Annotated in this window: 25 protein-coding genes; 11 read left to right on the top strand and 14 right to left on the bottom strand. The window is 60.1% G+C overall.

Features of this window, described 5'->3' with window-relative positions; translation table 11 throughout:
* Nucleotides 1-132 (top strand): IS3 family transposase (locus B9Z52_RS13045; protein ID WP_146182808.1); only part of this gene is annotated, 132 nt, incomplete at its 5' end.
* A gap of 76 nt (nt 133-208) precedes the next feature.
* Here the strand turns inward: B9Z52_RS13045 and B9Z52_RS13040 are convergent.
* Complete coding sequence (locus tag B9Z52_RS13040) at nt 209-850, bottom strand: CoA transferase subunit B (protein WP_108414273.1); 642 nt, start codon at nt 848-850, stop codon at nt 209-211.
* A 1-nt stretch (nt 851) separates the two neighbouring features.
* Nucleotides 852-1559 carry a CoA transferase subunit A gene (locus B9Z52_RS13035; RefSeq protein ID WP_108414272.1) on the bottom strand — a complete coding sequence of 236 codons (708 nt, stop codon included), beginning with the start codon at nt 1557-1559 and terminating at the stop codon, nt 852-854.
* Nucleotides 1560-1636: 77 nt separating this feature from the next.
* Here B9Z52_RS13035 and B9Z52_RS13030 point away from each other — a divergent pair, with 77 nt between their 5' ends.
* Nucleotides 1637-2215 carry a PAS and helix-turn-helix domain-containing protein gene (locus tag B9Z52_RS13030; protein WP_108414271.1) on the top strand — a complete coding sequence of 193 codons (579 nt, stop codon included), beginning with the start codon at nt 1637-1639 and terminating at the stop codon, nt 2213-2215.
* A gap of 10 nt (nt 2216-2225) precedes the next feature.
* Here the strand turns inward: B9Z52_RS13030 and B9Z52_RS18150 are convergent, their stop codons facing one another.
* The 3 genes from B9Z52_RS18150 to B9Z52_RS13015 all read right to left on the bottom strand — a co-directional run bounded on the left by B9Z52_RS18150 (nt 2226) and on the right by B9Z52_RS13015 (nt 5802).
* Nucleotides 2226-4547 carry an acyl-CoA dehydrogenase family protein gene (locus B9Z52_RS18150; protein WP_146182855.1) on the bottom strand — a complete coding sequence of 774 codons (2322 nt, stop codon included), beginning with the start codon at nt 4545-4547 and terminating at the stop codon, nt 2226-2228.
* Between the two features lie 60 nt (nt 4548-4607).
* Nucleotides 4608-5279 (bottom strand): nitroreductase, encoded by a 672-nt coding sequence (locus tag B9Z52_RS13020; RefSeq protein WP_100171513.1) that lies wholly within the window; start codon nt 5277-5279, stop codon nt 4608-4610.
* Nucleotides 5280-5376: 97 nt separating this feature from the next.
* Nucleotides 5377-5802: a carboxymuconolactone decarboxylase family protein gene (locus tag B9Z52_RS13015; protein WP_108414269.1), complete on the bottom strand. Its 426-nt coding sequence runs from the start codon at nt 5800-5802 to the stop codon at nt 5377-5379.
* A gap of 57 nt (nt 5803-5859) precedes the next feature.
* Here B9Z52_RS13015 and B9Z52_RS13010 point away from each other — a divergent pair, with 57 nt between their 5' ends.
* Nucleotides 5860-6465 carry a peroxidase-related enzyme gene (locus B9Z52_RS13010; protein ID WP_108414268.1) on the top strand — a complete coding sequence of 202 codons (606 nt, stop codon included), beginning with the start codon at nt 5860-5862 and terminating at the stop codon, nt 6463-6465.
* On the opposite strand, the gene B9Z52_RS13005 is transcribed toward B9Z52_RS13010, so the two are convergent.
* The gene (locus B9Z52_RS13005) at nt 6426-7133 is read right to left on the bottom strand and encodes a TetR/AcrR family transcriptional regulator (RefSeq protein WP_233251954.1); all 708 of its coding nucleotides are present in this window, start codon (nt 7131-7133) and stop codon (nt 6426-6428) included. The genes B9Z52_RS13010 and B9Z52_RS13005 overlap by 40 nt on opposite strands.
* A 99-nt stretch (nt 7134-7232) precedes the next feature.
* Between B9Z52_RS13005 and B9Z52_RS13000 the strand changes: the two genes are divergently transcribed.
* On the top strand, nt 7233-8129 hold the full coding sequence (locus B9Z52_RS13000) for a metal-dependent hydrolase (RefSeq protein ID WP_108414266.1): 897 nt from the start codon (nt 7233-7235) through the stop codon (nt 8127-8129).
* Between the two features lie 45 nt (nt 8130-8174).
* Here B9Z52_RS13000 and B9Z52_RS12995 read toward each other — a convergent pair whose 3' ends face one another.
* Entirely contained in the window at nt 8175-8597 is a 423-nt protein-coding gene (locus B9Z52_RS12995; protein WP_108414265.1) for a thioesterase family protein, read from the bottom strand.
* Nucleotides 8598-8608: 11 nt separating this feature from the next.
* On the bottom strand, nt 8609-9391 hold the full coding sequence (locus B9Z52_RS12990) for an SDR family oxidoreductase (protein ID WP_108414264.1): 783 nt from the start codon (nt 9389-9391) through the stop codon (nt 8609-8611).
* A 147-nt stretch (nt 9392-9538) separates the two neighbouring features.
* Here B9Z52_RS12990 and B9Z52_RS12985 point away from each other — a divergent pair, with 147 nt between their 5' ends.
* The 5 genes from B9Z52_RS12985 to gcvH all read left to right on the top strand — a co-directional run bounded on the left by B9Z52_RS12985 (nt 9539) and on the right by gcvH (nt 14727).
* The gene (locus B9Z52_RS12985; protein ID WP_108414263.1) at nt 9539-11230 is read left to right on the top strand and encodes an electron transfer flavoprotein-ubiquinone oxidoreductase; all 1692 of its coding nucleotides are present in this window, start codon (nt 9539-9541) and stop codon (nt 11228-11230) included.
* A 200-nt stretch (nt 11231-11430) separates the two neighbouring features.
* Nucleotides 11431-12402, top strand: a complete 972-nt coding sequence (locus B9Z52_RS12980; protein ID WP_108414262.1) for a TRAP transporter substrate-binding protein — start codon at nt 11431-11433, stop codon at nt 12400-12402.
* Between the two features lie 88 nt (nt 12403-12490).
* Nucleotides 12491-13003, top strand: a complete 513-nt coding sequence (locus B9Z52_RS12975; RefSeq protein WP_108414261.1) for a TRAP transporter small permease — start codon at nt 12491-12493, stop codon at nt 13001-13003.
* Nucleotides 13000-14292 (top strand): TRAP transporter large permease, encoded by a 1293-nt coding sequence (locus B9Z52_RS12970; RefSeq protein WP_108414260.1) that lies wholly within the window; start codon nt 13000-13002, stop codon nt 14290-14292. Before B9Z52_RS12975 ends, B9Z52_RS12970 begins: the two co-directional genes overlap by 4 nt.
* 72 nt (nt 14293-14364) lie before the next feature.
* Nucleotides 14365-14727 carry a glycine cleavage system protein GcvH gene (gcvH, locus tag B9Z52_RS12965; RefSeq protein ID WP_108414259.1) on the top strand — a complete coding sequence of 121 codons (363 nt, stop codon included), beginning with the start codon at nt 14365-14367 and terminating at the stop codon, nt 14725-14727.
* 34 nt (nt 14728-14761) lie between these two features.
* Here the strand turns inward: gcvH and B9Z52_RS12960 are convergent, their stop codons facing one another.
* Complete coding sequence (locus B9Z52_RS12960) at nt 14762-15919, bottom strand: J domain-containing protein (RefSeq protein WP_108414299.1); 1158 nt, start codon at nt 15917-15919, stop codon at nt 14762-14764.
* A gap of 124 nt (nt 15920-16043) precedes the next feature.
* Here B9Z52_RS12960 and B9Z52_RS12955 point away from each other — a divergent pair, with 124 nt between their 5' ends.
* Nucleotides 16044-17969 (top strand): radical SAM protein, encoded by a 1926-nt coding sequence (locus B9Z52_RS12955; protein WP_108414258.1) that lies wholly within the window; start codon nt 16044-16046, stop codon nt 17967-17969.
* A gap of 230 nt (nt 17970-18199) precedes the next feature.
* On the opposite strand, the gene B9Z52_RS12950 is transcribed toward B9Z52_RS12955, so the two are convergent.
* From B9Z52_RS12950 to B9Z52_RS12930, 5 genes are all read right to left on the bottom strand, one after another.
* Nucleotides 18200-18898 (bottom strand): SDR family NAD(P)-dependent oxidoreductase, encoded by a 699-nt coding sequence (locus B9Z52_RS12950; protein ID WP_369907917.1) that lies wholly within the window; start codon nt 18896-18898, stop codon nt 18200-18202.
* Nucleotides 18895-19584 (bottom strand): formylglycine-generating enzyme family protein, encoded by a 690-nt coding sequence (locus tag B9Z52_RS12945; protein WP_108414297.1) that lies wholly within the window; start codon nt 19582-19584, stop codon nt 18895-18897. Before B9Z52_RS12945 ends, B9Z52_RS12950 begins: the two co-directional genes overlap by 4 nt.
* 62 nt (nt 19585-19646) lie before the next feature.
* Nucleotides 19647-20036, bottom strand: a complete 390-nt coding sequence (locus B9Z52_RS12940; protein ID WP_108414257.1) for a thiol-disulfide oxidoreductase DCC family protein — start codon at nt 20034-20036, stop codon at nt 19647-19649.
* A complete protein-coding gene (locus B9Z52_RS12935; RefSeq protein ID WP_108414296.1) occupies nt 20033-20830 on the bottom strand; it encodes a class III extradiol ring-cleavage dioxygenase in 798 nt (265 codons plus the stop codon). Before B9Z52_RS12935 ends, B9Z52_RS12940 begins: the two co-directional genes overlap by 4 nt.
* Nucleotides 20831-20847: 17 nt before the next feature.
* Entirely contained in the window at nt 20848-21504 is a 657-nt protein-coding gene (locus tag B9Z52_RS12930; protein ID WP_199222097.1) for a DsbA family oxidoreductase, read from the bottom strand.
* A 197-nt stretch (nt 21505-21701) separates the two neighbouring features.
* On the opposite strand from B9Z52_RS12930, the gene B9Z52_RS12925 reads away from it, so the two are divergent.
* Entirely contained in the window at nt 21702-23645 is a 1944-nt protein-coding gene (locus B9Z52_RS12925) for a YhgE/Pip domain-containing protein (protein WP_108414255.1), read from the top strand.
* Nucleotides 23646-23682 lie beyond the last annotated feature (37 nt).

Here is a 23682-nt window from a genome sequence, read left to right as displayed (position 1 = left end):
AAATTCGAGAATGTGAAAGAGCTTGAGATGGGCTTGAAGGAGTACATCCACTACTACAACAACGATCGGATCAAGATCAAACTAAAAGGGCTGAGTCCTGTGCAGTACAGAACTCAGCCCTCTATGGCCTAATCAGCTTTTTAAACCGTCCAACTTATTGGGGTCAGTTCATAAATGCGGCTTTTTGTGGGCGTGAGAGACCAGCGCGTCAGAAAATAAGCTTCACACCCGTCTTGCTTTGCAGCGCCTCGGGCGTCACGCCCGGTGCCAATTCGACCACCTTCAGGCCCGCGTCGGTCACGTCCATCACGGCCAGGTCGGTGATGATGCGGTCGACCACGCCCACACCCGTCAAAGGCAGGGTGCAGCTGGGCAAAATCTTCAGGTCTTCGGTGCCGTCTTTTTTCTTGGCGACATGCTCCATCAAGATGATCACGCGCTTGACGCCTGCGACCAGATCCATCGCGCCGCCCATGCCCTTGACCATCTTGCCGGGGATCATCCAGTTGGCCAGATCGCCCTTTTCGCTCACCTGCATCGCGCCCAGGATCGACAGGTTGATCTTGCCGCCACGGATCATGGCAAACGACTGCTCACTGCCAAAGATGGACGAGCCCTTGATGGTGGTCACCGTCTGCTTGCCTGCGTTGATCAGGTCGGCATCCACTTCGTCTTCGGTCGGAAACGGGCCAATGCCCAGCATGCCGTTTTCGCTTTGCAGCCAGACTTCTTTGTCTGCTGGCACAAAGTTGGCCACCAGCGTGGGGATGCCGATGCCCAGGTTCACATAGAAACCGTCTTCCAGTTCGTGGGCCGCACGGGCGGCCATTTGGTCTTGACTCCAGCTCATATCAGACTCCTGCTTTCTCAGTGATCGTGCGTTTCTCGATGCGCTTTTCCGGCTTCGTGTTCAACACGATGCGGTGCACATAAATGCCAGGCAGGTGCACGCTGTCGGGGTGCATCTCGCCGGTTTCCACAATCTCTTCGACCTCGACCACACAAATTTTTCCGGCCATGGCCACGGCGGGGTTGAAGTTGCGCGAGGTGTAACGGAACTGCAGGTTGCCGGATTTGTCGGCGCGGTGCGCCTTGACCAAGGCCACATCGGGTACCAAAGAGCGCTCCATCACATAGGTCTCGCCATCGAATTCGCGCAGCTCTTTGCCTTCGGCCACCAAGGTGCCCACACCGGTCTTGGTGAAGAAAGCCGGGATGCCCGCACCGCCCGCACGCAGTTTCTCGGCCAGCGTGCCTTGGGGGGTGAACTCCAAAGCCAACTCGCCCGCCAGGTACTGGCGCTCAAACTCTTTGTTCTCGCCCACGTAGGACGAAATCATCTTCTTGATTTGGCGGGTCTGCAGCAAGATGCCCAGACCAAAGTCGTCCACACCCGCGTTGTTGGAAATCGCGGTCAGGTTCTGCACGCCACTGTCGCGCAGCGCAGCGATCAAGGCTTCGGGGATGCCGCAGAGGCCAAAACCCCCCACACCAATGAGTTGCCCGTCAGCCACGATGCCCTTCAAGGCCTCGGCTGCGGAAGGAAAAATCTTGTTCACACCAGTCTCCGGTAGAAGATGAAAGCGCTACGATACTACGTATTCAACTACGTAGTTTTTCGTAATGGTGTGCCCTGATGCCCAATACCTCCACCACTGCCAACGACATCGACTACCGCCTTGCCTTTGACCTGGCCCCCATCGGCCTGGTGCTTTCGCGCAACCGCGCCATCGTCGACTGCAACCAGCGCGTGTGCGAGATGTTTGGCGTGAGCCGGGAACAGCTGATCGGCCAAAGCTTTCAGTTGCTCTACCCCAGCGCCGACGAATACGAGCGCACCGGCCAGCGCATCGCGCCCATCCTGAACGCCAAGGGCGTGTACGCCGACGACCGCGTGATGAAGCGCGTGGACGGCCGCTTCAAGGGCGAGACCTTTTGGTGCCATGTGACCGGCCGCGCCCTGAACCGCGATGCCCCACACGAAGCCGGCATCTGGACCTTTGAAGACCTTTCGGCCCGCAAACCCGTCAAAGCCGAACTCACCGCCCGCGAACGCGAAGTCGCCGCCCACCTGATGGATGGCCTGACCAGCAAAGAGATTGGCAAAGCTCTGGGCATCAGCCACCGCACGGTGGAGATTTACCGCGTCAAGCTGATGCGGAAATACGAGGCCTCGGGCGCGGCGGATTTGATTCAGAAGTTGATGCGGGGTTGAGCATTCAAGCTCAGTCACGGCTCAAACCCGCCACCCGCCTCAGATGCAGCGCCCCCCCGCCAAACTGCTGCTCAATCACCGTCAGCCGCTTGAAGCCATGGCCTACGGCCAGCTCGTCGGTCATGCCCATGCCGCCGTGCAGTTGCACCGCGCCCTGCCCTACGAGGCGTGCAGCATGCAGCACCGTCACATGGGCCGATGACACCCGCTCGGCGCGGCGCTCGGGGCTGTCGCCCAGCACATCGGCACAAGCACCGACTGCCGCCGCAGCCTGCACCAGCGCCATGTACATGTCGGCCATGCGGTGTTGCAAAGCCTGAAAGGCCGCCAGGGGCTGGCCAAACTGTTTGCGCTGGCTGGTGTAGTTCAGCGTGTCGCGCATCAAGGCCTGCATCACGCCCACGGCCTCGGCGCCAGCGGCCAACGTGGCCGTGTCCCACGCTTGCGAGAGCGCGGCCAGCGCATCGCCTTGGCCGATGAGGGCTTGCACGGGCGTTTGGTCAAAGGCCAGCTCAGCCGCCCAGGCGCCATCGATCAGGCGAATTTCGCGCCGCTGCACACCGCTGGCTGCGGGGTCGATCAGGCAGATGCGCAGCTGGCCCGCTTCGTCTTTTGTGCTGACCAGCCAGTGTGTGGCCCCGGGCGCACCACGCACCAAAGCTTTGCGTCCGGTGATGCGCCACTGGCCGTTCGATGTGTGCAAACGGGTCTGCACTTGGCTCAAGTCAGTGCGCCCTGCAGGCTCCAAGGCCGCCACGGCCAGGCGCACTTGACCCTCGGCCAGGCCTTGCAGCAGCGCATCGGCCGCAGGGTCCGCCAGCGCCTGCAGCAAGTTGGCACCCAAGACGGCCGAGCTGCTGTAGGGCTCGCCCACCAAAGCCCCACCTAAGGCCTGGCAGATCAGCAGCTGCTCGGGCAATCCACCGCCCATGCCGCCCAGGTGTTCAGGCAGTGCTGCACCCAAGAGGCCCAGCTCGTGCGCCAAACCTTGCCACAACGGCCCAATTGCCTCTGGCGTGGCGATCATTTGCGCCCGCTTGTCAAACGGCAATTTGTCTTGCAGCCAACCTTGCAGACTGGCCACGAGCATGGCCTGCGTCTCGTCCAGAGGCAGCACGGACTCCACCACATCGGCCCCCAGAATGTGGCGGGCGATCAGGTTGCGCTGCACTTCGTTGGTGCCGCCATAAATCGAGGCGGCGCGGTCGTTGAGGTACGCCCGGGTCGCAAACACCGACTCCTCAGGCACAGGCAGCGCGTGGGCAGTGGCTTCTTCGATGGTCAGGCTGCTGGCGCCATAGGGGCCTGCAATGCTCAGGCCCAGCTCGGTCAGGTGCTGCTTGAGCTCGGTCGCCAGCACCTTGCCCATGGAGGGCGCAGCAGGCATCCAGCAAGGCTGCGTGCCGCCGCCGATGCGGGCGGTCAGCACCTGCTGTTCCCAAGCGTGCAAGGCGTCGATGCGGCACTGCGCGTTGGCCAGGGTCAAGGCGATGTCTTCGTGCTCAGGGTCAGACGGTCCTGATGAGGCAAACGCCTCGTTCAGGGACTCTTTCAACCGCGCAAGTCGGCCCCGCAAGAACGGCGCAGACGAACCACCCCGCTCGTGTTCCAGCAAGAATTTGGCTATCGTCCAGCCTTGGTTTTCTTCGCCGATCAGCGCATCAGCGGGCACGCGGGCTTCGTCAAAAAAGACCTGGTTGAATTCGTGGTCGCCCGAGATGCTGATGATGGGACGAATCTGAATGCCGGGGTTGTTCAGCTCGAACATCAAAAAGCTGATGCCTTGCTGGGGCTTGCCACTGTTGTCGGTGCGCACCAAGCAAAACATGTGCGTGGCGCGGTGGGCGTGGGTGGTCCAGATTTTGGAGCCGTTGATCACCCACTCGTTGCCTTCGCGGCGGGCACGGCATTGCAACGATGCCAGGTCGGAGCCGGAGCCCGGCTCGCTGTAGCCCTGACACCAGTAACTCACGCCATTGCGCAAATCGGGCAACCAGCGCTCTTTTTGGGCCTGCGTGCCAAACGCCACCAGCACGGGCGCGGCCATCACCAGCCCCAGGGGCGAGACCTTGGGGGCATCGGCCGCCGCCATCTCGCTGGCAAAAATGTCGTGCTGCCTGGGCGTCCAGCCGCAACCGCCCCACTCTACTGGCCAGTGCGGCGCAGCCCAGCCGCGCTTGGCCAGAATCCGCTGCCAAGGAATGCCGACCTCGTAGTCCGCAAAAATGCCCGAGGTGCGGTGACCGCCCAGACGGATTTCGTCGGTCAGCTCAGCGGCCAAAAAGGCGCGCACTTCGTCGCGGAAAGCCAACTCATCTTTGCTCAAATTCATGGGGACTTCGCTCCAGGAGAAGGCCGCCATCGCCCGATGGCGACCTGATCAATGACAGATTCAGAAGCCGACGTAACGCACAAAGTTGGCGGCGTCTTCACGCACCGACTTGACGCTGTTGGCCACAAAGTCTTCGTCCGGGTAGCCCATGGCGATGCAGATCATGATGTTCTGGTCGTCAGGAATGCCCGCATGCTCACGCACCACGGCCGACTGCATGATGCCTTGGCCGTTGATGACGCTGCCCAAGCCGCGCTCCCACGCGGCCAGCACCAGCGCATGCGACAAAGCGCCCAGGTCAAACTGGCTGATGGCCGCAGGTTCGAGGTATTTGTCATAGGTCAGCACCAGCGACACAGGCGCATCGAACTGCCGAAAACCACGCATGACCCAATCGGTGCGCCGCTCTTTGTCGTCGCGGGCGATGCCCATGGCGTCGAACAACTGAATCGCGATGTCCACCTGGCGCTTGCGGTGGATACCGTCGTAGGCCTCTTTCATCGGGAAGTCGCGCTTGGGCGGCACACCCTTGACCATGTTCTCGGTGTTGCCCCGGCGGATGCGATCCAAAGGCTCGCCCGTGACCACATGCACATACCAAGGCTGCGTGTTCATCGACGAAGGTGACCACTTGGCCACCTCGATGATCTCTTCGATCACCTCGCGTGGCACGGGTTTGGGCAGGTAGCCGCGAACGCTTTTTCGGGCCTTGATGAGTTCTGAAAATTCCATGGGTTTTGTCTCCTCATCCGAGAATCGGTGAAAAGCCAAGACCCGTCAATGCGGCCCTGTTGCCTTCGTTACTCGCCTCGCCATGGCCCGCGCTCGCTCAGGCCAGAGATTCGACCACCTCGGTGACGCTGCGAAAGGCGTCAATCGCGGTAGGAAAGCCACAGTACACCGTGGCGTGCAGCATGACTTCGCGCAGCTCTTCGGGCGTCGCCCCGTTGTTGATCGCGCCGCGCACATGGGCTTTGAGCTCGTGTTGTTTGCCCTGGGCCGTGAGCATGGCAACGGTGATCAAACTGCGGGTCTTCAGGTCCAGGCCCGGGCGTTGCCAGACGTTGCCCCAGGCATTGGCCGTGATGAATTCCTGCATGGGCATGGTGTAGTCGGTGGCGGCGCCCAGTGCGCGGTCCACGTACTCGGGGCCCATGACCTGGGTACGGGTGGTGAGGCCCGCCTGGAAGGCGGCGTCTTCAGGACGGGCGTCGCGGGCTTTTTCGATGGGTGAACGTGAAGGTGTGTTGGACATGACAGGCTCCTATAGGTGTCATGAGCATAATCAAAAGCAACGCAACCTGGAGACACCATGAGCACACCTTACACACCACGCTACCCCACCCCCGACATCAATGACCTGCCTGAAGACATCAAAGTCAAGGTGCTCGAAGTCCAGGAAAAGGCCGGTTTTGTGCCCAATGTGTTTCTGGCCTTTGCCCGCCGCCCAGCGGAATGGCGCGCATTTTTCGCCTACCACGACGCCCTGATGGTGCCCGAGTCGGTGGGGCGCGAGAGTGGCCTGACCAAAGGTGAGCGCGAGATGATCGTGACCACCACCAGCGCGGCCAACCACTGCCTGTATTGCGTGGTGGCGCACGGGGCGATCTTGCGCATTTACGAGAAAAAGCCTTTGGTGGCAGATCAGGTGGCCATCAACCACCGCAAGGCCGACATCAGCCCACGCCAGCGCGCCATGCTCGACTTTGCGATGAAGGTGTGCCAACACTCTGACCAAGTGGAAGACGCTGACTTTGCCGCCCTGCACGCGCACGGCTTCAACGACGAAGACATCTGGGACATCGCGGCCATCACCGCCTTCTTTGGTCTGAGTAACCGCATGGCCAGCTTCAGCGGCATGATGCCCAACCCCGAGTTTTACCTGATGGGCCGCGCGCCCAAAGCCAAACCTGCCTGACCCGGCCGGGCCAGCAAGGCCCAGGCCACCTGAACCAGCGCGTCCTCGAGCGCAGCACTGCCCAAGAGCGGTGACTTTTCAAGACTGGCGCTGCGCAGGGTGCCGATCACCGAGCGGCTGAGCACAAACAACTGTGCGGGTGAGGGTGACTTCAAGGCAGGATGGTTGATGCGCTCAAAGAAGATCGCCAAGCGATCGGCCACTTGGCGCACCACGCTGGCCGTCTCCTGGGGTTGCTCCATCAGCCAGCCCAGGCGAATCAAACTTTGGCTAAAGCCTTTGCCCGTGGCAAACCCCTGCAGCAAAATCTTCATGGCTTGGCGCAGAAAGTCTTGCGGGTCCATCTGGGCCACGTCTGGTCTGAGCTCGAGTGCCGCCAAATATTGCTCCAGGGCTTGCAGCACCATGTCTTGGCCTTTGGCCGCCATGGCGCGCACCAGCACCTCTTTGCTCGGAAAGTACTGGTACAGCGTGCCAATCGAAAAACCAGCTGCCGCAGCCACCTTGTTGGTGGTCAACCCTGCCTCGCCCTCCTTGTCCAGAATCTGAGCAGCCGCCTTGAACAGGGTTTGCATGGTTTGCTGGGCCCGGGCCTGCGAAGGCTGGCGCCTGAGGCTGGGCAAGGCTTGCGGCTGAGGTGTCGTCTTGGAAGGTTTGGCCATGGCCATAAAAAAGCCCTTCAAAAAATGTGAGCAGATCGCGAGTTGCAAGGTCTTTGCAAAACCTGAACAATGCTCACATTCTGATCGATTTCCAAGGCACTCCCCATGAGCACTCACGCAGCCGCCCCTTCCGACCTGACGGTTCGCCGCTTGTCGGTTGACCTGAGCCAAGGTTTTTCACGCCACTGGAATGGCGGCGACGCCTTCCTCACCGCCTACGCCAATGCGCTGTCCATGAGCTTTCCCGTGGGAGAGCAATCCTTCATCGATTCGGTCAAGAACGGTGCCAAAGCCTTGCCCGACACGCCAGAGAACGCTGACCTGAAAAGCGTTGCCAAAGGCTTTATTGGCCAGGAAGCCACGCACCGCCACCTGCATGCGCTGTACAACGCCCACCTTGAAAAGCAAGGCCTGGTCAACCACTGGGGGCCTCGCGCAGAGCGCCGCCTGAAAAAAGGCCGCGAAGAATTTTTCAGCAAAAGCGACAAGGGCTATTTGCACGAGTTGGCCATCACCGCCGCTTTTGAGCACTACACCTCGATTTTTGGCGACCTGACCTTGGACCGACTGGACCAGCCTGGCGACTGGTTCGCTGGCGCAGAAGACCCTCTTAAAACCCTCTGGCGCTGGCACGCGGCCGAAGAGTCTGAGCACAAATGCGTGGCCTTTGACCTTTACCAACGCTTAGGGGGCAACCACACTTGGCGCATGCGTTGGTTTTGGTACGTGACCATCCAGTTCAGCACCGACGTCTTGCGCCAAACGGTCAACAACCTCTGGCACGACAAAACGCTGTTCAAGCCCAGCACTTGGTGGTCGGCCAGCAAGTTCTTGTTCGGTCGCCACGGCATGGTCTGGCGCGTGGCCAAGCCCGTTTGGCAATACAGCCGCAAAGACTTCCACCCCATGCAAGTGGGCAGCGCCACCTTGTCGCAAGATTGGCTGGAAAGCCATGCCGACCAATGGCGTGCAGTTGGCTCAACGCCTTCAACCGCAGCTTGAAGCATTCGCGCACGGGGTGCGGCTCCCACAAATCAGAAACAGCGCTCAGTCGCTGACCATGTCCTTGACCCAGTCGGGCAGGGTCACCGATTTTTGCTGTGGAAAGTCCACCCAGATCGTGGTGGCCCCACCTGCGGCGAACACAACGCCGGGCTGGTCTGTGCGCTCCAGCGTGCACCAGCTTTCAAAAGTGGTGCGCCCCGGATCGCTCACGTACATCTTGGCCAAGATATCTCCGGGGTACTCGAACTGTTTGTAGAAATTGCAAAACGCGTTCACGATCACTGGCCCCTGGCCTTGCGGGTTGACTTGGCAGCCGATCGCCTCAAACCAGTCGATGCGCACCGTCTCCAAATAGCGGAAATACACGGTGTTGTTCACATGGCCCATCGCGTCCATGTCGCCCCAGCGGATCGGGATCACCATCTGGTGCACAAGTTTCTTGTGCTCTGGCAATTCAAATTTCATGGAGAGACTCCTCAGACCGCGAAGCCATCGTCGGCCGAGATCACGGCACCGTTGATGAAATGGCTCTGGTCGCTGGCCAGCATGACCAGCAAAGCGTCCAGGTCTTGCGGCTGGCCCACCCGCTTGCGCGGCAGCATGCTGATGAGTTTCTGGCCTTGCTCGGTTTCCCAGTGGTGGTGGTTGATTTCAGTGTCGATGTACCCGGGGCAGATCGCGTTCACATTGATGCCAAAACGGCCCCACTCCACCGCAAAAGCCTTGGTCATCTGGATCACGGCGGCCTTGCTCATGCAGTAGACGCCAATCTGCGGCAAGACCTTCAGGCCCGCCATCGAGGCGATGTTGATGATGCGCCCACCCGTGAAACTGCCGGGGGCCGCGCCCTTGGAACGGGCCAGCATGCGTTTGCCCACCTCTTGCGCCACAAAGAACGCACCGCGCACATTGGTGTCCATGATGAAGTCGTAATCGGCCTCGGTCACATCCTGGATGCGCTGGGTGGTGCTCACGCCCGAGTTGTTCACCAAAATGTCGATGCTGCCCATCTCGGTTTCGGCATGCGCCACGGCCGCAGCAATGCTGTGCTGATCGGTCACATCCATGGCCACCACATGCGCGTTGCCGCCTGCCGCTTCGATCTCGGCACGCAAGTCCTTGAGCTTGTCTACCCGGCGGCTGGCCAGCACCACGCCCGCACCGGCTGCAGCCAGCGTTTTGGCAAATTGCGCACCCAGGCCGCTGGATGCGCCCGTCACCAAGGCCACACGGCCAGACAAATCGATTTCATACGCCATGACAAGTCCTCAAAAAATGGTTGACTCAGTGGAAACCCACGCTTGACGCCATTGTGCGGGGGATCGCCCCCCGGGCCGCATAAAATGAGTCACTCGCTCGACACTGGGTCGGGCCCACAGATTTCACAACTTCATCAAGAGACGTTCATGAGCCCCGAAGAAATTTTGAGCACTTATGGCCCCCGCGAATCCATGGAATACGACGTGGTCGTGGTCGGTGGCGGCCCCGGCGGCCTGTCCACAGCCATCCGTCTGAAGCAGCTGGCCGCCGAAAAAGGCCAAGACGTCTCGGTGGTCGTGTTGGAAAAAGGCGGCGAGCCCGGCGCACACATTCTGAGTGGCGCCATCATGGATCCCAAAGCGCTGACCGAACTCTTGCCCAACTGGAAAGAACTGGGCGCCCCACTCAACCAGCCCGTGACCGACGATGCTTGGAGCTTTTTGAGCGAGACCGGCGCCACACGCACCCCTGGCATCTTTTTGCCTGAATGCGCGCAAAACCACGGCAACTACATCATCAGCCTGTCCAACTTCACGCGCTGGCTGGGCCAGCAGGCAGAAAACCTGGGCGTGGAAATCTTCCCCGGCTTCACCGCCGCCGAAGTGCTCTACAACGAAGACGGCAGCGTCAAAGGCGTGGCCACCGGCAATATGGGCATCGGCAAAGATGGCGAGCCGACCGAAAACTTCCAGCTGGGCATGGAACTGCACGGCAAGTACACCGTGTTCGCCGAAGGCGCGCGCGGCCACCTGGGCAAGCAACTGATCGCCAAATACAAGCTCGACGAAGGCCGCGACCCGCAGACCTACGGCATCGGCATCAAGGAAGTTTGGGAGATTGACCCCTCACGCCACACGCCCGGCTTTGTGATGCACACCGCCGGCTGGCCCATGAACAACGACACCTATGGCGGCGCGTTCATGTACCACATGGAAGACAACAAAATCGCCATCGGTTACGTGGTGGGTCTGGACTACGCCAACCCTTGGCTCAGCCCCTTTGAAGAGTTCCAGCGCTGGAAAACCCACAACAACATCAAGTGGTACTTCACCAACGACAAGGGCGAAGTCAACGCCAAGCGCTTGGGCTACGGCGCTCGCGCCATCACCGCTGGCGGCCTGATGAGCCTGCCCAAGACCGTGTTCCCGGGCGGCGCGCTGGTCGGCTGCGACGCGGGTTACCTGAATGTCAGCCGCATCAAGGGCAGCCACGCTGCCATCAAGACCGGCATGCTGGCCGCACAAGCCGCTTACGACGCCATCGTGGCCGGCCGCCAGCACGACGAGCTGAGCGCCTACCCCGAGGCGTTCGAGGCCAGCTGGCTGCACACCGAGCTGAACAAGTCGCGCAACTTCAAGAGCTGGTTCAAGAAAGGCCTGACGGTGGCCACACTCATGAACGGCTTCGAGCAGTTCGTGCTGCGCGGCCACATTCCCTGGACACTGCGCCGCGACAAGGCCGACCACACCTATCTGAAGCCCGCGGCCGACTGCCCAAAAATAGACTACCCCAAGCCGGATGGCAAGCTGACCTTTGACCGTTTGAGCAGCGTGTTCATCAGCAACACCAACCACGAAGAAAACCAGCCTGCACACCTGACGCTCAAAGACGCCTCGGTGCCGGTCAGCATCAACTTGGCCAAATACGCTGGCCCCGAGTCACGCTATTGCCCGGCCGGTGTGTACGAGTTCGTCAAGAACGAAGACAACTCAGACCGCTTGCAGATCAACGCCCAAAACTGCGTGCACTGCAAGACCTGCGACATCAAGGACCCGACGCAAAACATCGTTTGGGTCACGCCCGAAGGCGGCGGCGGGCCGAATTACACGGGCATGTAAGACAAAGACCATCCCAAGGTGGTCCCCAAGAGAGGTCCTTGCGGCCTCTTTTTTCTTCTTTCGCTTTTACAAGTGCGTCGCCTTGGCATCACACTTCGCGAAAACCCTTATTGGACTTGGCGAGCATGTCGCCATAATCAAAGTTGTATGACAAGTTGAGTTTTCTCGACTGCATCACCCCCTTCAACTGGAGAGATTCAATGAAACTGAACAAACTGGCCATCGGCACGAGCTTGGCTCTGGGATTGATGAGCGCTGCTTCTGCGCAAACGGTTCTCAAACTGGGCTACGCCACCTCTGCCACTTCTCACTACGCTGTGGGCTCGACCGTGTTTTGCGATGACATTGAAAAAGGCACTCAAGGCCGCTACAAGTGCCAGCAGTTCCCCAACAGCGCCCTGGGTGGTGAACGGGAAATGATCGAAGCGGTGCAACTGGGTACGCTGGATCTGGTCAACACCTCCACCGGCCCTGTCGGCAACTTCGTGCCTGAAGTCAAAATCGTCGACATCCCCTTCCTGTTCCGTGACTACGACCACGCCCGCAAAGTGATGGACGGCCCCATTGGCCAGGACATCTTGACCAAGTTCCCCTCCAAGGGCTTGATCGCTCTGGCTTGGACCGAAAACGGTTTCCGCCACATGACCAACAGCAAGCACCCGATCGTCAAGCCATCGGATGCGGCTGGCCTGAAGATGCGCACCATGGAAAACAAGGTGCACATGGACGGCTACAAAACCTTCGGCATCCAGCCCACCCCCATGGCATTCCCAGAAGTGTTTGGCGCTTTGCAGCAAGGCACTGTGGACGGTCAGGAAAACCCCATCCCCGTGATCCTGGCGTCCAAGTTCTCGCAAGTGCAAAAGTACCTGTCCCTGACCGGCCACGTGTATTCGCCAGGCCTCTTGATCACCTCGCCACGCCTGATGAACAAACTCAGCGATGCAGACAAGAAGGTCTTTTACGATGCAGCGCAAAAAGCCAAAGTGGCCCAGCGCAAGAAAGTCAACGATGATGAAAACAACGGCATCGCTCAGCTTGAAAAAGACGGCATGAGCGTGGTGCGCAAAGTGGACGGCCAGGCCTTCCGAGACGCCTTGGTGCCTGCTTATGCTTCATACTCGAAAGAGTTTGGCGCTGACAACATCCGCAAGATCCAGGAAGTTCGCTGAACAAGCGCTTGCGGGTATACGGGCCTGTGCTGCCAAAGGTGGCACAGGCCTTTTTGATGGGTAATGGTCTTTGAAAGGCCGGTACGTGATGAAAAAATTCGAAGACTATTTTCTGGCGTTCAACCGCTGGGCACTGATCCTGATCCTGGCAGCCATGTCGGTGATCATTTTCACCAATGTGGTGCTGCGCTACACCACCAACCAATCGATTGAATGGGCCGAAGAAGTGGCCCGTCACATGATGATCTGGTTGACCTTCATTGGTTGCGGGCCGGTCTTGCGTTACGGTGGCCACATCGCCATCGACAACTTGCAAGACAGCATGCCCACCAAAGCTGCGCAAATGTTGCGGGTGCTGATCGCTGTATTGGTCACCGCTTTTTGTATTTTTTCCATTTGGTTCGGCATTCAATACATGGACCGAACCCAATACCAGATCACCCCGGCCACACAAATTTCAATTGCCTGGATTTACCTGGCATTGCCTTTGGGCATGGGCATGACCCTGATCCACTGGTTGCTGATTGTTCGCAGCTACATCGCACGCCGTGAATTTGCGAGCGATGCCCACTTTGACGCCACCGCGAGTGCATCCCTATGAGCGCCAGCCTGATCCTCCTCATTTCCGTCTGCATTTACCTAGCCATTGGCGTGCCTGTGGCTTTTGCCCTGGGCCTGTCCACCGTGACGGCACTGGTGCTGTCCGACGCCTACCCCATGCTGGCTTTGCTGAAAGAGACTTTCACCGGTGTCGACAGCTTCCCGCTCATGGCGGTGCCCTTCTTCATTCTGGCTGCAGAGCTGATGAGCGGCGGCTCGCTGACCGAGGTGCTGCTCAAGTTTGCCGGTCAGTTTGTGGGCCACAAGCGCGGCGGTCTGGGTTACACCAACGTGGTCGCGCTGACCTTCTTTTCGGGCATCTCGGGCTCGGCCTTGGCCGATGCCGCCGGCCCCGGCTCCATGCTGATCCGCATGATGGACAAGGCTGGGTATGGGCGCCCCTATGCGGCGGCACTGACGGCATCCACCGCCATCGTGGGCCCCATCATCCCGCCCTCGATCATCATGATCATCTACGCCCTGGCCGACGACAACGTCTCGGTGGGCGCATTGTTCATTGCAGGTCTGATCCCCGGCTTGATCATTGCTGCGGCCATGTGCCTGGTGAACTACTACATCTCCAAGCAACGCAATTACAAAGGCGATGGCCAATTGCCGACAGGTGCCGAGATTTTGTCCACGACTTGGAGGGCCCTGCCCGCCATCTTGTTGCCTGTGCTGATTCTGGGCGGCATGCGCGCCGGCTGGTTCACGCCCACCGAAGCTTCGGTGGTGGCCGTGTTCTACGCCCTGATCTGCGGCAAATACGTTTACCGCACACTTGAGTGGAAAGCCGTGCCCGATATCCTGTCGCGCTCAGCCCTGCTCACGGCATCGGTGCTGCTGATCATTGGTACATCCGCCTCGTTCGCCTGGATTTTGACCATCGAAGGCATGCCCCAAACGGTGGCGGGCTGGATCTCGGGCATGAACCTGAGCGTCTGGGGCTTTCTGATCGTCATCAACATCTTCCTGTTGATTTTTGGCATCTTCATCGAACCCCTGCCGGGCGTGATGGTGCTGGTGCCCATCTTGGCACCCGTGGCGGCCAAACTGGGCATTGACCCGATCCACTTTGCGATGGTGGTGATCTACAACCTCACGCTGGGCATGATCACCCCGCCCGTGGGGGGCTTGTTGTTTGTGACCTCCAACGTGTCCAAAGTGCCCCTGAATGACCTGACCCGCGAGCTCAAGCCCTTCCTGTGGGCACACGGCTTGGTGCTGGTCTTGCTGACCTTTGTGCCTGCCTTGTCCAATTGGTTGCCGCATGTGATGGGCTTCAAGTAAGACTGCCTATAATCGAAAAAACGAAACGCCCTTCGGGGCGTTTCTTGATTTCAAGCCCCATTCGAGTCGCTCATGTCCTTCCTTTTTTCAGACGAACACACTTGGTTGCAACGCGATGGCGACATCGCCATCATGGGCATCACCGTTCACGCACAAGACACTTTGGGTGACATTGTGTTCGTGGACCTGCCCGCCATTGGCAAGACCTTTGCGGCCAAAGAAGTTGCTGGCGTTGTCGAATCCGTCAAGGCCGCCGCCGACGTGCACATGCCCGCAGGCGGCGAAATCATCGAGGTCAACGAGGCCTTGCGCGCCGACCCGTCACTGGCCAACTCGGACCCGCTGGGCCAAGGCTGGTTTTTCAAGGCCCGCCTGACCAATCTGGCCGACCTTGATGCTTTATTGGACGAAGTGGCTTACCAGAAAATCACCTGAATTGACGCGCTAAGGAGTCTTCCTTGGCCTGCGCTCAATCCCACCAGCCCGCGGGTTCTTCGCGGGCTTTTTCTTTGGTCAGTTGCGCCTGCTCTTTGAGCCAGCGTTTGAATTCTGCGGCGTTCCCAATCCGCCGAAGATCGGCTTGCAGACTGTCCACCTCGTGCCGCTGATCGGCTTGCATGCGTTGCAGGGCCTGGGTCATCGCCGCTTCATCGGCATCGGCACGCACTGGAATACACAGCTCCCGTGACAGACGAAATTGCATCTGGTCCAAATCGTCCTCCAAAGCCGACACCTGCTCCTTGAGCAGCAAACACATGGCCGCCAATTTGTCATCGGCCAGGCGGGCGCTGGCGCCAGGCGCTACTTGGGTGATCTGCATTTGCAAACGCATCAAAGTGGTCAGGTCGGATTTTTCATAAGCGGCGTTGACCTCGCTCATCAAGGCGGTTTTGCGTTTGCGTTCTTGTTCATCGGGCTCACGGTCAGGATGCAAGGCACTGGCCAGCTGCCGGAAGATGGTGCGCAAGGCGGTCTTGGCATCGGTCTGTTGCAACTCGGCTTTTTCCTGCACAGCCGGTTTTTTTTTGGCTTTGCGCGCAGCACGCTTGGCGGCCTTGCGATCGTCGTCGGCATCTTGTTGGCGCTGCCACTGACGCATGCCAGCGGCCACCATGGCTTGCGGCGTGCGGTATTGGCTGGGGTTGTCGATGGGCTGACCGAGCGCCGCCTCGATCTTGGCACGCACAAGCTCAGCGGCCTCGGCCAGCTCCTGCGCCTCTTCCTGATCGACTTCGTCATCGGCATACAAATCGGCCAGTGCCTGCACTTGCGGGTCGGCCAGCGGTGACAAAAGGTCCATCAAACTGCGCAGTTTGTTGCGCGCCATGCGCTGCTGCTGCGCGGTCAAATCGGCGCTGTGCAGCTGATCGTGCAAGAACAGCAAGAGGCTTTTGCGCAACTCGCGCATCTGCTGCGCTGCGCTGTACAGCACCTGAACGTGCGCATGCCGGTGCCGATCCGACCAAGCCTGCAAACGCTGCACCTGGTGCGTCAGGTGTTCGATGCGGGCCAGCAATTCATTGAAGCGCTTTTGGGCGGGGCTGAGCTTGGCTTGTTCAGGCGCACGCAGGACCAGCCCAGAAAAGTCAGTCAAAGGCAGAGCATTTGGGGCAGCGGTTTCAGACAAGGGCAACTCACATCACAGAATGGTGCTGGGCAGGGCGCATCCCTGCCAGCGTTGAATGGCCCCGATGTTAAGGCCTCAAGCCTGAGCACCGATAATCAGCCATCTGATTCGCCCAAGCCCCTCCATGTCCAGCCCCACCCCGTTCAAAGTGCTGAGCCTCATCCCGCCGATGACGCAGCTCAACACGCCCTACCCGTCCACGGCTTATTTGACGGGTTTTTTGCGTTCGCGGGGTTTTGATGCGGCACAAGTTGACTTGGCGCTGGCCACCGTGCTGGCCTTGCTGAACAAAAAGGGGCTGACCGATCTGCGCGACGTGGCACTGGCTTTGCCCGTTGAAGACCGCTCGGGCCCGGTGAACTTTTTCCTCGACCACTTCAACGACTACGCGGTCAGCATCGACCCGGTGATCGCCTTTTTGCAAGGCCGAGACAGCACGCTGAGCCACCGCATCGCAGGCCGGGGCTTTTTGCCCGAAGGCCCTCGCTTTGCAGCACTTGACGCTTATGAGGACGACGGCACGGGCGACCCGATTGGCTGGGCCTTTGGCGCGCTGGGCCAGACCGACCGCGCACGGCACTTGGCCACGCTGTACCTGAACGACCTGGCCGATGTGCTGCGCGACGCCGTGGACGAAGGCTTTGAGTTCGTGCGCTACGCCGAGCGCCTGGCCGCCAGCCAGCCGAGCTTTGACGCGCTGGCCCAGGCCTTGGCCGAACCACCCAATTTGATCGACAGCACGCTGGAGCGTTTGGCCTTGCAGGCTGTTGAGCGCCACCAGCCCACGCTGGTGCTGCTGTCGGTGCCCTTTCCCGGCTCGGTCTATGCGGCGTTTCGCACCGCCCAATGCATCAAGCGGGCTCACCCGCACATTCGCATCGCTTTGGGCGGTGGCTTTGTGAACACCGAGCTGCGTGAGCTCAAAGACGCCCGGGTGTTTGAGCATGTGGATTTCGTCACGCTCGACGGCGGCGAACGCCCGCTGCTGAGCCTGATCGAGCACCTCAAAGGTCAGCGCAGCATGCAGCGCCTGCAGCGCACCTTCATCTGCAATGACGCAGGCCAGGTGCAATACATCAACTTGGCTGAGCCCGACGTGCCGTTTGAAGACGTGGGCACACCCACCTGGGACGGCCTGCCGCTGCACCAGTACTTGTCGCTGCTGGACATGCTCAACCCCATGAACCGGCTATGGAGCGACGGGCGCTGGAACAAGCTCACCGTGGCGCACGGCTGCTACTGGAAGAAATGCAGCTTCTGCGACGTGAGCTTGGACTACATCAGCCGCTACGAAACCGCGCAGGCCAGCACGCTAGTGGACCGCATCGAGCAGATCGTGGCCGAAACGGGCCAAACCGGCTTTCACTTTGTGGACGAAGCCGCGCCGCCCAAAGCCCTGAAAGCCCTGGCCGAAGAACTGCTGCGCCGGGGCGTGCAAATCTCGTGGTGGGGCAACATCCGCTTTGAGAAAACCTTCACCCCCGAGCTGTGCGACTTGCTGGCCCAAAGCGGCTGCATTGCCATGTCCGGCGGGCTCGAAGTCGCATCCGACCGTTTGCTCAGCCTGATGAAAAAAGGCGTCTCGGTCGAGCAGGTGGCGCAAGTCACCAAAGGTTTTGCCGATGCGGGTGTGCTGGTGCACGCCTACCTGATGTACGGCTTTCCAACACAAACCGTGCAAGACACGGTGGACGCGCTCGAATACGTGCGCCAGCTGTTTGAAAACGGCTGCATCCACAGCGGCTTTTTTCACCGCTTTGTCTGCACCGTGCATTCGCCCGTAGGACAAAACCCAGAGGCTTACGGCGTGACACTGCTGCCCCTGCCCGAGGGCACCTTTGCCAAAAACGACGTGGGCTTTGTCGACCCCACCCGCATGCCCCCGGGTGTGGACCACGACCTGCTGGGCCAAGGCCTGAAAAAAGCCATCTACAACTTCATGCACGGCGTGGGGGTGGACGCCGATGTCCGCCAGTGGTTTGAGCTGCCCAAAGGCCAGTGCCCCAAGTCCACCGTGCCGCGCCACAAGATCGCCAAGGCGTTGGACTGAAACTGGGATGCATCGGTAGATCGGCGGCTTCAGCCCCGACATGCGCCTGTGGTGGACCCACGAATGTGAGCGCCAAAGCTCAGACCTCCAAAAAACCGCCCGGACGCCAAACCAAACGCTGCTGAAATATTGAGCACACCCCGCCAAGCCAACAGGCATGCGGGTTTCAAGGCTTGTTCATGGGCTTATCCACAGCTTGGCGCACAGAACACGGGGGTAAAAAAACCCCATCACCAGGCGATGGCTTGACCCTGGTGGTCCACAAATTGGGCGCGGCCTGTCGGCTGCAAGGCATCCAGGACCTTCAGCAGGTTCGTGGCCGAGTCCAGCGGATCCAAAGCCGCATCGCCCACAAAGGGCTGGCTCAAGGCCGATCGCACCGTGCCGGGCTGAAGCGCCGCCACCACCGCCAAGGGTCTGCGGCGTGCAATTTCAATGCTGGCCGTTTGCAGCAACATGTTCAGTGCCGCCTTGGCCGAGCGGTAACCGTACCAACCGCCCTTGCGGTTGTCCTCGATGCTGCCCACCCGCGCCGACAACTTCGCCCAGATCACCCGTTCTCCAGAGGCCAGCAATGGCGCGACATGTTTGAGCAGCAAGGTCGGCCCCACCGCATTGAGGTGCATGGCGCGCAGCAAGCGATTGGCATCCAATTCATCGAGCCGCTTTTCGGGGCCGTGTTCACCCAGCGTGAGTGCGCCGGTGGCATCGATCACCAAATGAAAAGGCCCGGCATGCGCCAGTGAAGCGGCGCAACAGGCCATGCTGGCCTCGTCCAGCAGGTCAAATCCAGGCTGAGTGGTACGTGAAAGCGCATGCACCTGTTGGCAACGCGGATCGGCTTGGAGCCTTTGCACCAAGGCCCCACCGATGGCACCACTGGCGCCGAACACCACAGCACGGTAACCCTGCGGCAAAGACTGCATCATGACTGCGCCTTGCGCTGGCTGCTGGGCTGAGCTTGCGGGTCATACACACAGCGAAAGCCGATGTACACCGCGTAAAAATTGGCGGGTTTGAAGGCCACCACATCGGCCTTCATGTTGAATGCGCCGTACCACCAGGAGCCGCCCACCGTCCGGCGCTCTTGGCCTTGCGCATCGGTGGTCCATTCCCAAACATTGGCCCCCATGTCGTACAAGCCATTGACGCCTTGACGGGTCGCGCCAGCAGGGGCTGCACGGGGCCAGGGGTCAGGCTCACGGGTGTTGGCCCCTTGCGGACTGTCGCCTGTTGCCCAGGGGTAAGTACGGCCTTTGACCCAAGGCGCAGGCGGCGCATCGCGCGATTCGGTAAAGCCCGCCTTCTGCCATTCAGCGCCGGTGGGCAAACGACCGCCCGCCCACCGGCAATAGGCTTGGGCTTCCTCAAAGTCCAGATGCACGGCCGGCATATCGCTGTGCGCCGCTTGGCCATCGGGTTGTCGCCAGGACCAGCCCGAGCGGCGCTCCCAGCCTGCGCCGTATTCGAAACCGCCACCTTCTTTTTCGGCCCGTGTGACCGTGCCTGTCGCCCGCACGTAGCGGTCAAACTGCCCGATCGTGACTTCGGTGCGGTCGATGGTCACAAAGGGCAAGGCCACCTGCTCCCCCACCTGGGCGTGTGAGGCGGGCATGGCCCACAAGGCCGCAGCCACGGCGAGCCACCGGCTCGCAAAAAGCCCGCAGAGCGATAACTTCACGACCTCCCCTCCCCCGACCAGCGCCGAACCCACTGTTGCAAGCGGGGTCGAATGGGCAAAAACAACCGGTAAGCGATCTCAAAAAGCCAGGACATCGGCGGCCATGCCGACAAGTAGCCCAGCCAGCGCCAACCGGGAAACTGTCGCCACATCTGCGAAAACGCCGCCGCACCGCTGAACAAGCGGCCTTGAGGGTCGCGTACATGAAAGCGCGCCATGGCGGCCGCACAACTGAGGTCTTCGCCCAAAGCCTGACCTTCGCTCACATCCAGCCAAGCCAGGCGGGCCGCTTGCGGCAGGCGACGGTACAGCGCGATCTCGCGCCTGCACAGCGGGCAAGAGCCATCAAAGTAGACCGTCAAGCGTGGCGCGGTTTCTGTGGTCATGACAAGCTGAACGCGTCCATCGACAGCGACCCGTAAATCACTTCGTGGCTGATGTATTGCGGCAAGACCTCACTGCCGGGTCCCCAGCCTGCAGCGCCCAGCGCAAAGTAAATCGGCAAAAAATGTTCGTCGCTGGGGTGTGCCCGCGCGGCACCGGGCGCACGGGCGCGGTAATCCAGCATGGCGCTCAGGTCGCGGTTTTGCAGGGTGCTTTCCACCCAGCCGCAAAACGCGGTGACATACGGCTCGGTGGGTCCCGCTTCGCGGCGCAACTCACGCAGGTTGTGCGTCATGCCGCCTGAGCCGATCAGCAAAATGCCTTGCTCACGCAGGGGCGCCAAGGCTTGGCCCATGGCGTAAATCACCGAGGTCGGCACATGGGCTGGCAAAGACAGCTGCACCACCGGCACATCCGCTTGCGGGTACATCTGGCGCATGGGAATCCAGGCCCCGTGGTCGTAGGGGCGCTCGGGGTCTTCACCGCAAGGCACGTCGGCCGCCTGCAGCAAAGCCTGAACGCGTCGGGCCAATTCAGGATCGCCCTTGGCGGGGTATTGCAATTGGTACAGCGCCTCGGTAAAGCCGCCAAAGTCGTGCCAGGTATCAGGCTCAGGGGTGCTCATGACGCCGATGCCATGCGTCATCCAGTGCGGCGACATGATCACGATCCCTTGAATCGCCGGCGCTGGCGCGTAGGCCTGCACCCAGGCGCTCAAGGCTGGGCCCGTGGTACCCGGGTCGAGCGCAAACATGGGCGAGCCATGCGAGACAAACAAAACCGGTGTGCGGGGCATGGCGGCGGGACCGGTGTTCAAGACACCTGGCCTGCGGCGATCTTGCGCAAGGCCTGCTCAAACACTTCCACGGGCTGACCGCCCGAGATCAGATGGCGGTCGTTGATGATGACCGCTGGCACCGAGCGGATGCCCGCTTGCACGTAATACTGCTCGCGCTCGCGCACCGCCAAAGCATTGTCCTGGTTGGACAGCACCTCGCGTGCGGCGGCGACATCGAGACCGGCATCGGCCACTGCGGCCAGCAAGACCTCGGGGTCTTCCACACATTCCGCGCGGCCTTGGTAGGCGCGCAGCAAGGCTTTTTTCAAGGCATGCTGCTGCCCTGCGCCTTGGCCCTCGGCCCAATGCAGCAAGCGGTGCGCTTCAAAAGTGTTGTACACACGGCCACGACCGCCAGGGTGAAACTCAAAACCCACCTCGGCACCCCGCGCGGAGATGGTCTGGCGGATCTGGGCTTGTTGCTCGGGCGTGGAGCCGTACTTTTCGGTCAAGTGCTCGCCCAAGTCCTGGCCGCCAGGCGGCATGTGGGGGTTCAGCTCAAAAGGCTGGAAATGCAACTCGGCCTTGACCTCGCCTTGCAGGCGCTCCAAGGCTTTTTCGAGTGAACTCAATCCTACAGCGCACCAAGGGCAGGCAATGTCGGAAACAAAATCGATTTTGAGGGTGTTCATGGCGTTCATGGCCCAATCCGTAGCTGAAGTCGCTTATTGTCCACAGACCGGTGCTGGCTGCACAAGGGCGTCGCAATAACCTGCTGCCGCTGGGTCACATCATGGAAAAATGCCCGTCAATTGACGCTGAAGGCGGCGATTAAGATGTCTGTGTTTCCGTCACAGGTCATGTGTCCCTTTTTGTTCGAAAGCTCTTCATGCTGGGTTTGATTCAGTTTCTTCGGCAAACCCGATCCATCGCGCGCATTGAAGCCGGATTTTTCCTTCGGAAAAGCAAACTCGTCTGGTCACTTGCGGTTGTGGCCCTGATTCCATCGCTGTACACGGTGATTTACCTGTCCAGCCTCTGGGATCCGGGTGCCCACAGTACAGCCTTGAAAGTGGGCATCGTGAACTTGGATCAAGGCTTGGTCTATCGCGAGCAGCCCTTCAACATTGGTCAAGAGCTGACCGAAACACTTCAGTCGTCGGCGCAATTTGACTACCAGGTCATCTCAGAAGTCGATCAAGCCAAGCAACAAGTCAGAAAAGGAGACTTGGCCTTCAGTTTGATCATCCCTGCAAACTTCAGTGCCAATGCCATCCCGGGTGAACAAGCGGGCGCGGGTCAGTTGGTGGTGTTTGCGTCTCAGGGCAACAATGTGGAAACCGCACGGATCGCGCAACAGTTTGCCTCTGAATTGGGGCACAAAATGAACGAGCGTTTGAACGCCAAGCGCTGGTCTTTGGTGCTCACGAGTGCTGCAGGCTCCAAGGAAAATGTGACGCGCCTGCACCGTGGCCTGCAAGACCTTCACGATGGCGCAAGCGAGCTCAGTGCTGGCAGCAAATTGCTCACCAAGGGTGCCAAATCCGTCCATACAGGTGCCCAGCGCTTGAGTGGCGGCGTTTCACAATTGACTCAAAACACCCAAAAATTGGGTGCCGGCCTGCGAAACATGGAAGCCAGCAGGCCTCGCAATTCCGACCTGAGGAAACTGAGTGAAGGTGCAGATGCCTTGGCCAATGGCGTTCATGAATTGGGACAAGGCCTGAGCAAACTCAAAAATGGCAGCCACGAACTGAACACCGAGGTCTCCTCCTTCAAGGAAGAAGCGGACAACAGCTTATGGGTCACACCGGCCTTGCGCGGCAACGTGACGCTGGTTTCACAGGGCCTGCAGCAACTTGATCAGGGCATTGGGTCGGCTGTGAACAGCAACGAAAAACTGGAAGAAGGTGCCCGCAACTTGCGTGTCGGGGTCAACACTTTGTCCCAGGGCATGCGCCAAATCAATGGCGCACTGCGTGCGGCCACGGCGCAGTTTCCAGAAGACGCACAACTGGACGCATTGGACGCCGGTGCCTCAGAGCTGGCCAGCTCAACCCAAACTATGCTGCAGGGGAATGAAAAAATCAGCGCTTCGACCCAACGCCTCGAAATGGGATTGGCCCTGGTGATCAAAGCGGTGCCCAACTTCGAAAGCACCCCCGCTGGCAGCCCTGAAGGATTGGCCGATTCCGTCCGCCCCCTGGTGGAAATGGAGGCCGCCGTCCAGAACAATGGCATTGGATTCATCGCCAACGTGATTCCCGCCGCTTTGTGGCTGGGTGCGGGCATTGCCGCTTTTCTGATCAATTTGCGCGTTCTTCCCAAACACGCAGAAACTTACCACCGCACTTCACAGTTGGCAGGGAAGTTACTGCTCCCTGGGGCCTTGGTTGGGGTTCAGTGTGCCTTGATCCTTTTTTGCATTTGGGGCGTCTTGAAAGTCGACGTTGTCCAAACAGTGCCCTTGCTTTGCACGGTCTTCAGTGCCGGCTTGGCCTTTTTCTGCATCATCAGCGCACTGACCCATTTCATGGGCGATGCGGGACGCGCTTTGGCCATGGTCTTGCTGGCCGTTCAATTGACCTCATCCGGCGGCGTGATGCCCGTCGAACTCAGCGGCAGTTTTTTTGCCACCCTGAGCCCCTGGCTTCCCATCACTTGGCTGGCGCACGGTTTGAAGGCCACCTTGTTTGGTGCCTTCGAGGGGACTTGGCTCGTGGAGTGGTTCAAAATTTCCGCGATGGGTTTGCTGGCCTTGGGCGTCACCACGATTTGGGGACGCTGGCGCTTTGTTTTCGTGCGTCAACTGCGCCCACAACTTGACTTGTGATTCGCCGAAACCGCCATGAAGACCTCGTCCATCTCAC

It is taken from the genome of Limnohabitans sp. Jir72, assembly GCF_003063575.1.
Classification (GTDB): domain Bacteria; phylum Pseudomonadota; class Gammaproteobacteria; order Burkholderiales; family Burkholderiaceae_C; genus Limnohabitans_A.
Note: the sequence above shows the minus strand (reverse complement) of the source record. Positions and strands in the feature narration are given on the sequence as shown.

What these genes read in the sequence shown, in the direction of transcription:
- B9Z52_RS13040 (WP_108414273.1), bottom strand. Translation starts at nt 850, where the DNA reads ATGAGCTGGAGTCAAGACCAAATGGCCGCCCGTGCGGCCCACGAACTG.
- B9Z52_RS13030 (WP_108414271.1), top strand. Translation starts at nt 1,637, where the DNA reads ATGCCCAATACCTCCACCACTGCCAACGACATCGACTACCGCCTTGCC.
- B9Z52_RS18150 (WP_146182855.1), bottom strand. Translation starts at nt 4,547, where the DNA reads ATGAATTTGAGCAAAGATGAGTTGGCTTTCCGCGACGAAGTGCGCGCC.
- B9Z52_RS13020 (WP_100171513.1), bottom strand. Translation starts at nt 5,279, where the DNA reads ATGGAATTTTCAGAACTCATCAAGGCCCGAAAAAGCGTTCGCGGCTAC.
- B9Z52_RS13015 (WP_108414269.1), bottom strand. Translation starts at nt 5,802, where the DNA reads ATGTCCAACACACCTTCACGTTCACCCATCGAAAAAGCCCGCGACGCC.
- B9Z52_RS13010 (WP_108414268.1), top strand. Translation starts at nt 5,860, where the DNA reads ATGAGCACACCTTACACACCACGCTACCCCACCCCCGACATCAATGAC.
- B9Z52_RS13005 (WP_233251954.1), bottom strand. Translation starts at nt 7,133, where the DNA reads ATGGCCATGGCCAAACCTTCCAAGACGACACCTCAGCCGCAAGCCTTG.
- B9Z52_RS13000 (WP_108414266.1), top strand. Translation starts at nt 7,233, where the DNA reads ATGAGCACTCACGCAGCCGCCCCTTCCGACCTGACGGTTCGCCGCTTG.
- B9Z52_RS12995 (WP_108414265.1), bottom strand. Translation starts at nt 8,597, where the DNA reads ATGAAATTTGAATTGCCAGAGCACAAGAAACTTGTGCACCAGATGGTG.
- B9Z52_RS12990 (WP_108414264.1), bottom strand. Translation starts at nt 9,391, where the DNA reads ATGGCGTATGAAATCGATTTGTCTGGCCGTGTGGCCTTGGTGACGGGC.
- B9Z52_RS12985 (WP_108414263.1), top strand. Translation starts at nt 9,539, where the DNA reads ATGAGCCCCGAAGAAATTTTGAGCACTTATGGCCCCCGCGAATCCATG.
- B9Z52_RS12980 (WP_108414262.1), top strand. Translation starts at nt 11,431, where the DNA reads ATGAAACTGAACAAACTGGCCATCGGCACGAGCTTGGCTCTGGGATTG.
- B9Z52_RS12975 (WP_108414261.1), top strand. Translation starts at nt 12,491, where the DNA reads ATGAAAAAATTCGAAGACTATTTTCTGGCGTTCAACCGCTGGGCACTG.
- B9Z52_RS12970 (WP_108414260.1), top strand. Translation starts at nt 13,000, where the DNA reads ATGAGCGCCAGCCTGATCCTCCTCATTTCCGTCTGCATTTACCTAGCC.
- gcvH (WP_108414259.1), top strand. Translation starts at nt 14,365, where the DNA reads ATGTCCTTCCTTTTTTCAGACGAACACACTTGGTTGCAACGCGATGGC.
- B9Z52_RS12955 (WP_108414258.1), top strand. Translation starts at nt 16,044, where the DNA reads ATGTCCAGCCCCACCCCGTTCAAAGTGCTGAGCCTCATCCCGCCGATG.
- B9Z52_RS12950 (WP_369907917.1), bottom strand. Translation starts at nt 18,898, where the DNA reads ATGATGCAGTCTTTGCCGCAGGGTTACCGTGCTGTGGTGTTCGGCGCC.
- B9Z52_RS12945 (WP_108414297.1), bottom strand. Translation starts at nt 19,584, where the DNA reads ATGCCCGCCTCACACGCCCAGGTGGGGGAGCAGGTGGCCTTGCCCTTT.
- B9Z52_RS12940 (WP_108414257.1), bottom strand. Translation starts at nt 20,036, where the DNA reads ATGACCACAGAAACCGCGCCACGCTTGACGGTCTACTTTGATGGCTCT.
- B9Z52_RS12935 (WP_108414296.1), bottom strand. Translation starts at nt 20,830, where the DNA reads ATGCCCCGCACACCGGTTTTGTTTGTCTCGCATGGCTCGCCCATGTTT.
- B9Z52_RS12930 (WP_199222097.1), bottom strand. Translation starts at nt 21,504, where the DNA reads ATGAACACCCTCAAAATCGATTTTGTTTCCGACATTGCCTGCCCTTGG.
- B9Z52_RS12925 (WP_108414255.1), top strand. Translation starts at nt 21,702, where the DNA reads ATGCTGGGTTTGATTCAGTTTCTTCGGCAAACCCGATCCATCGCGCGC.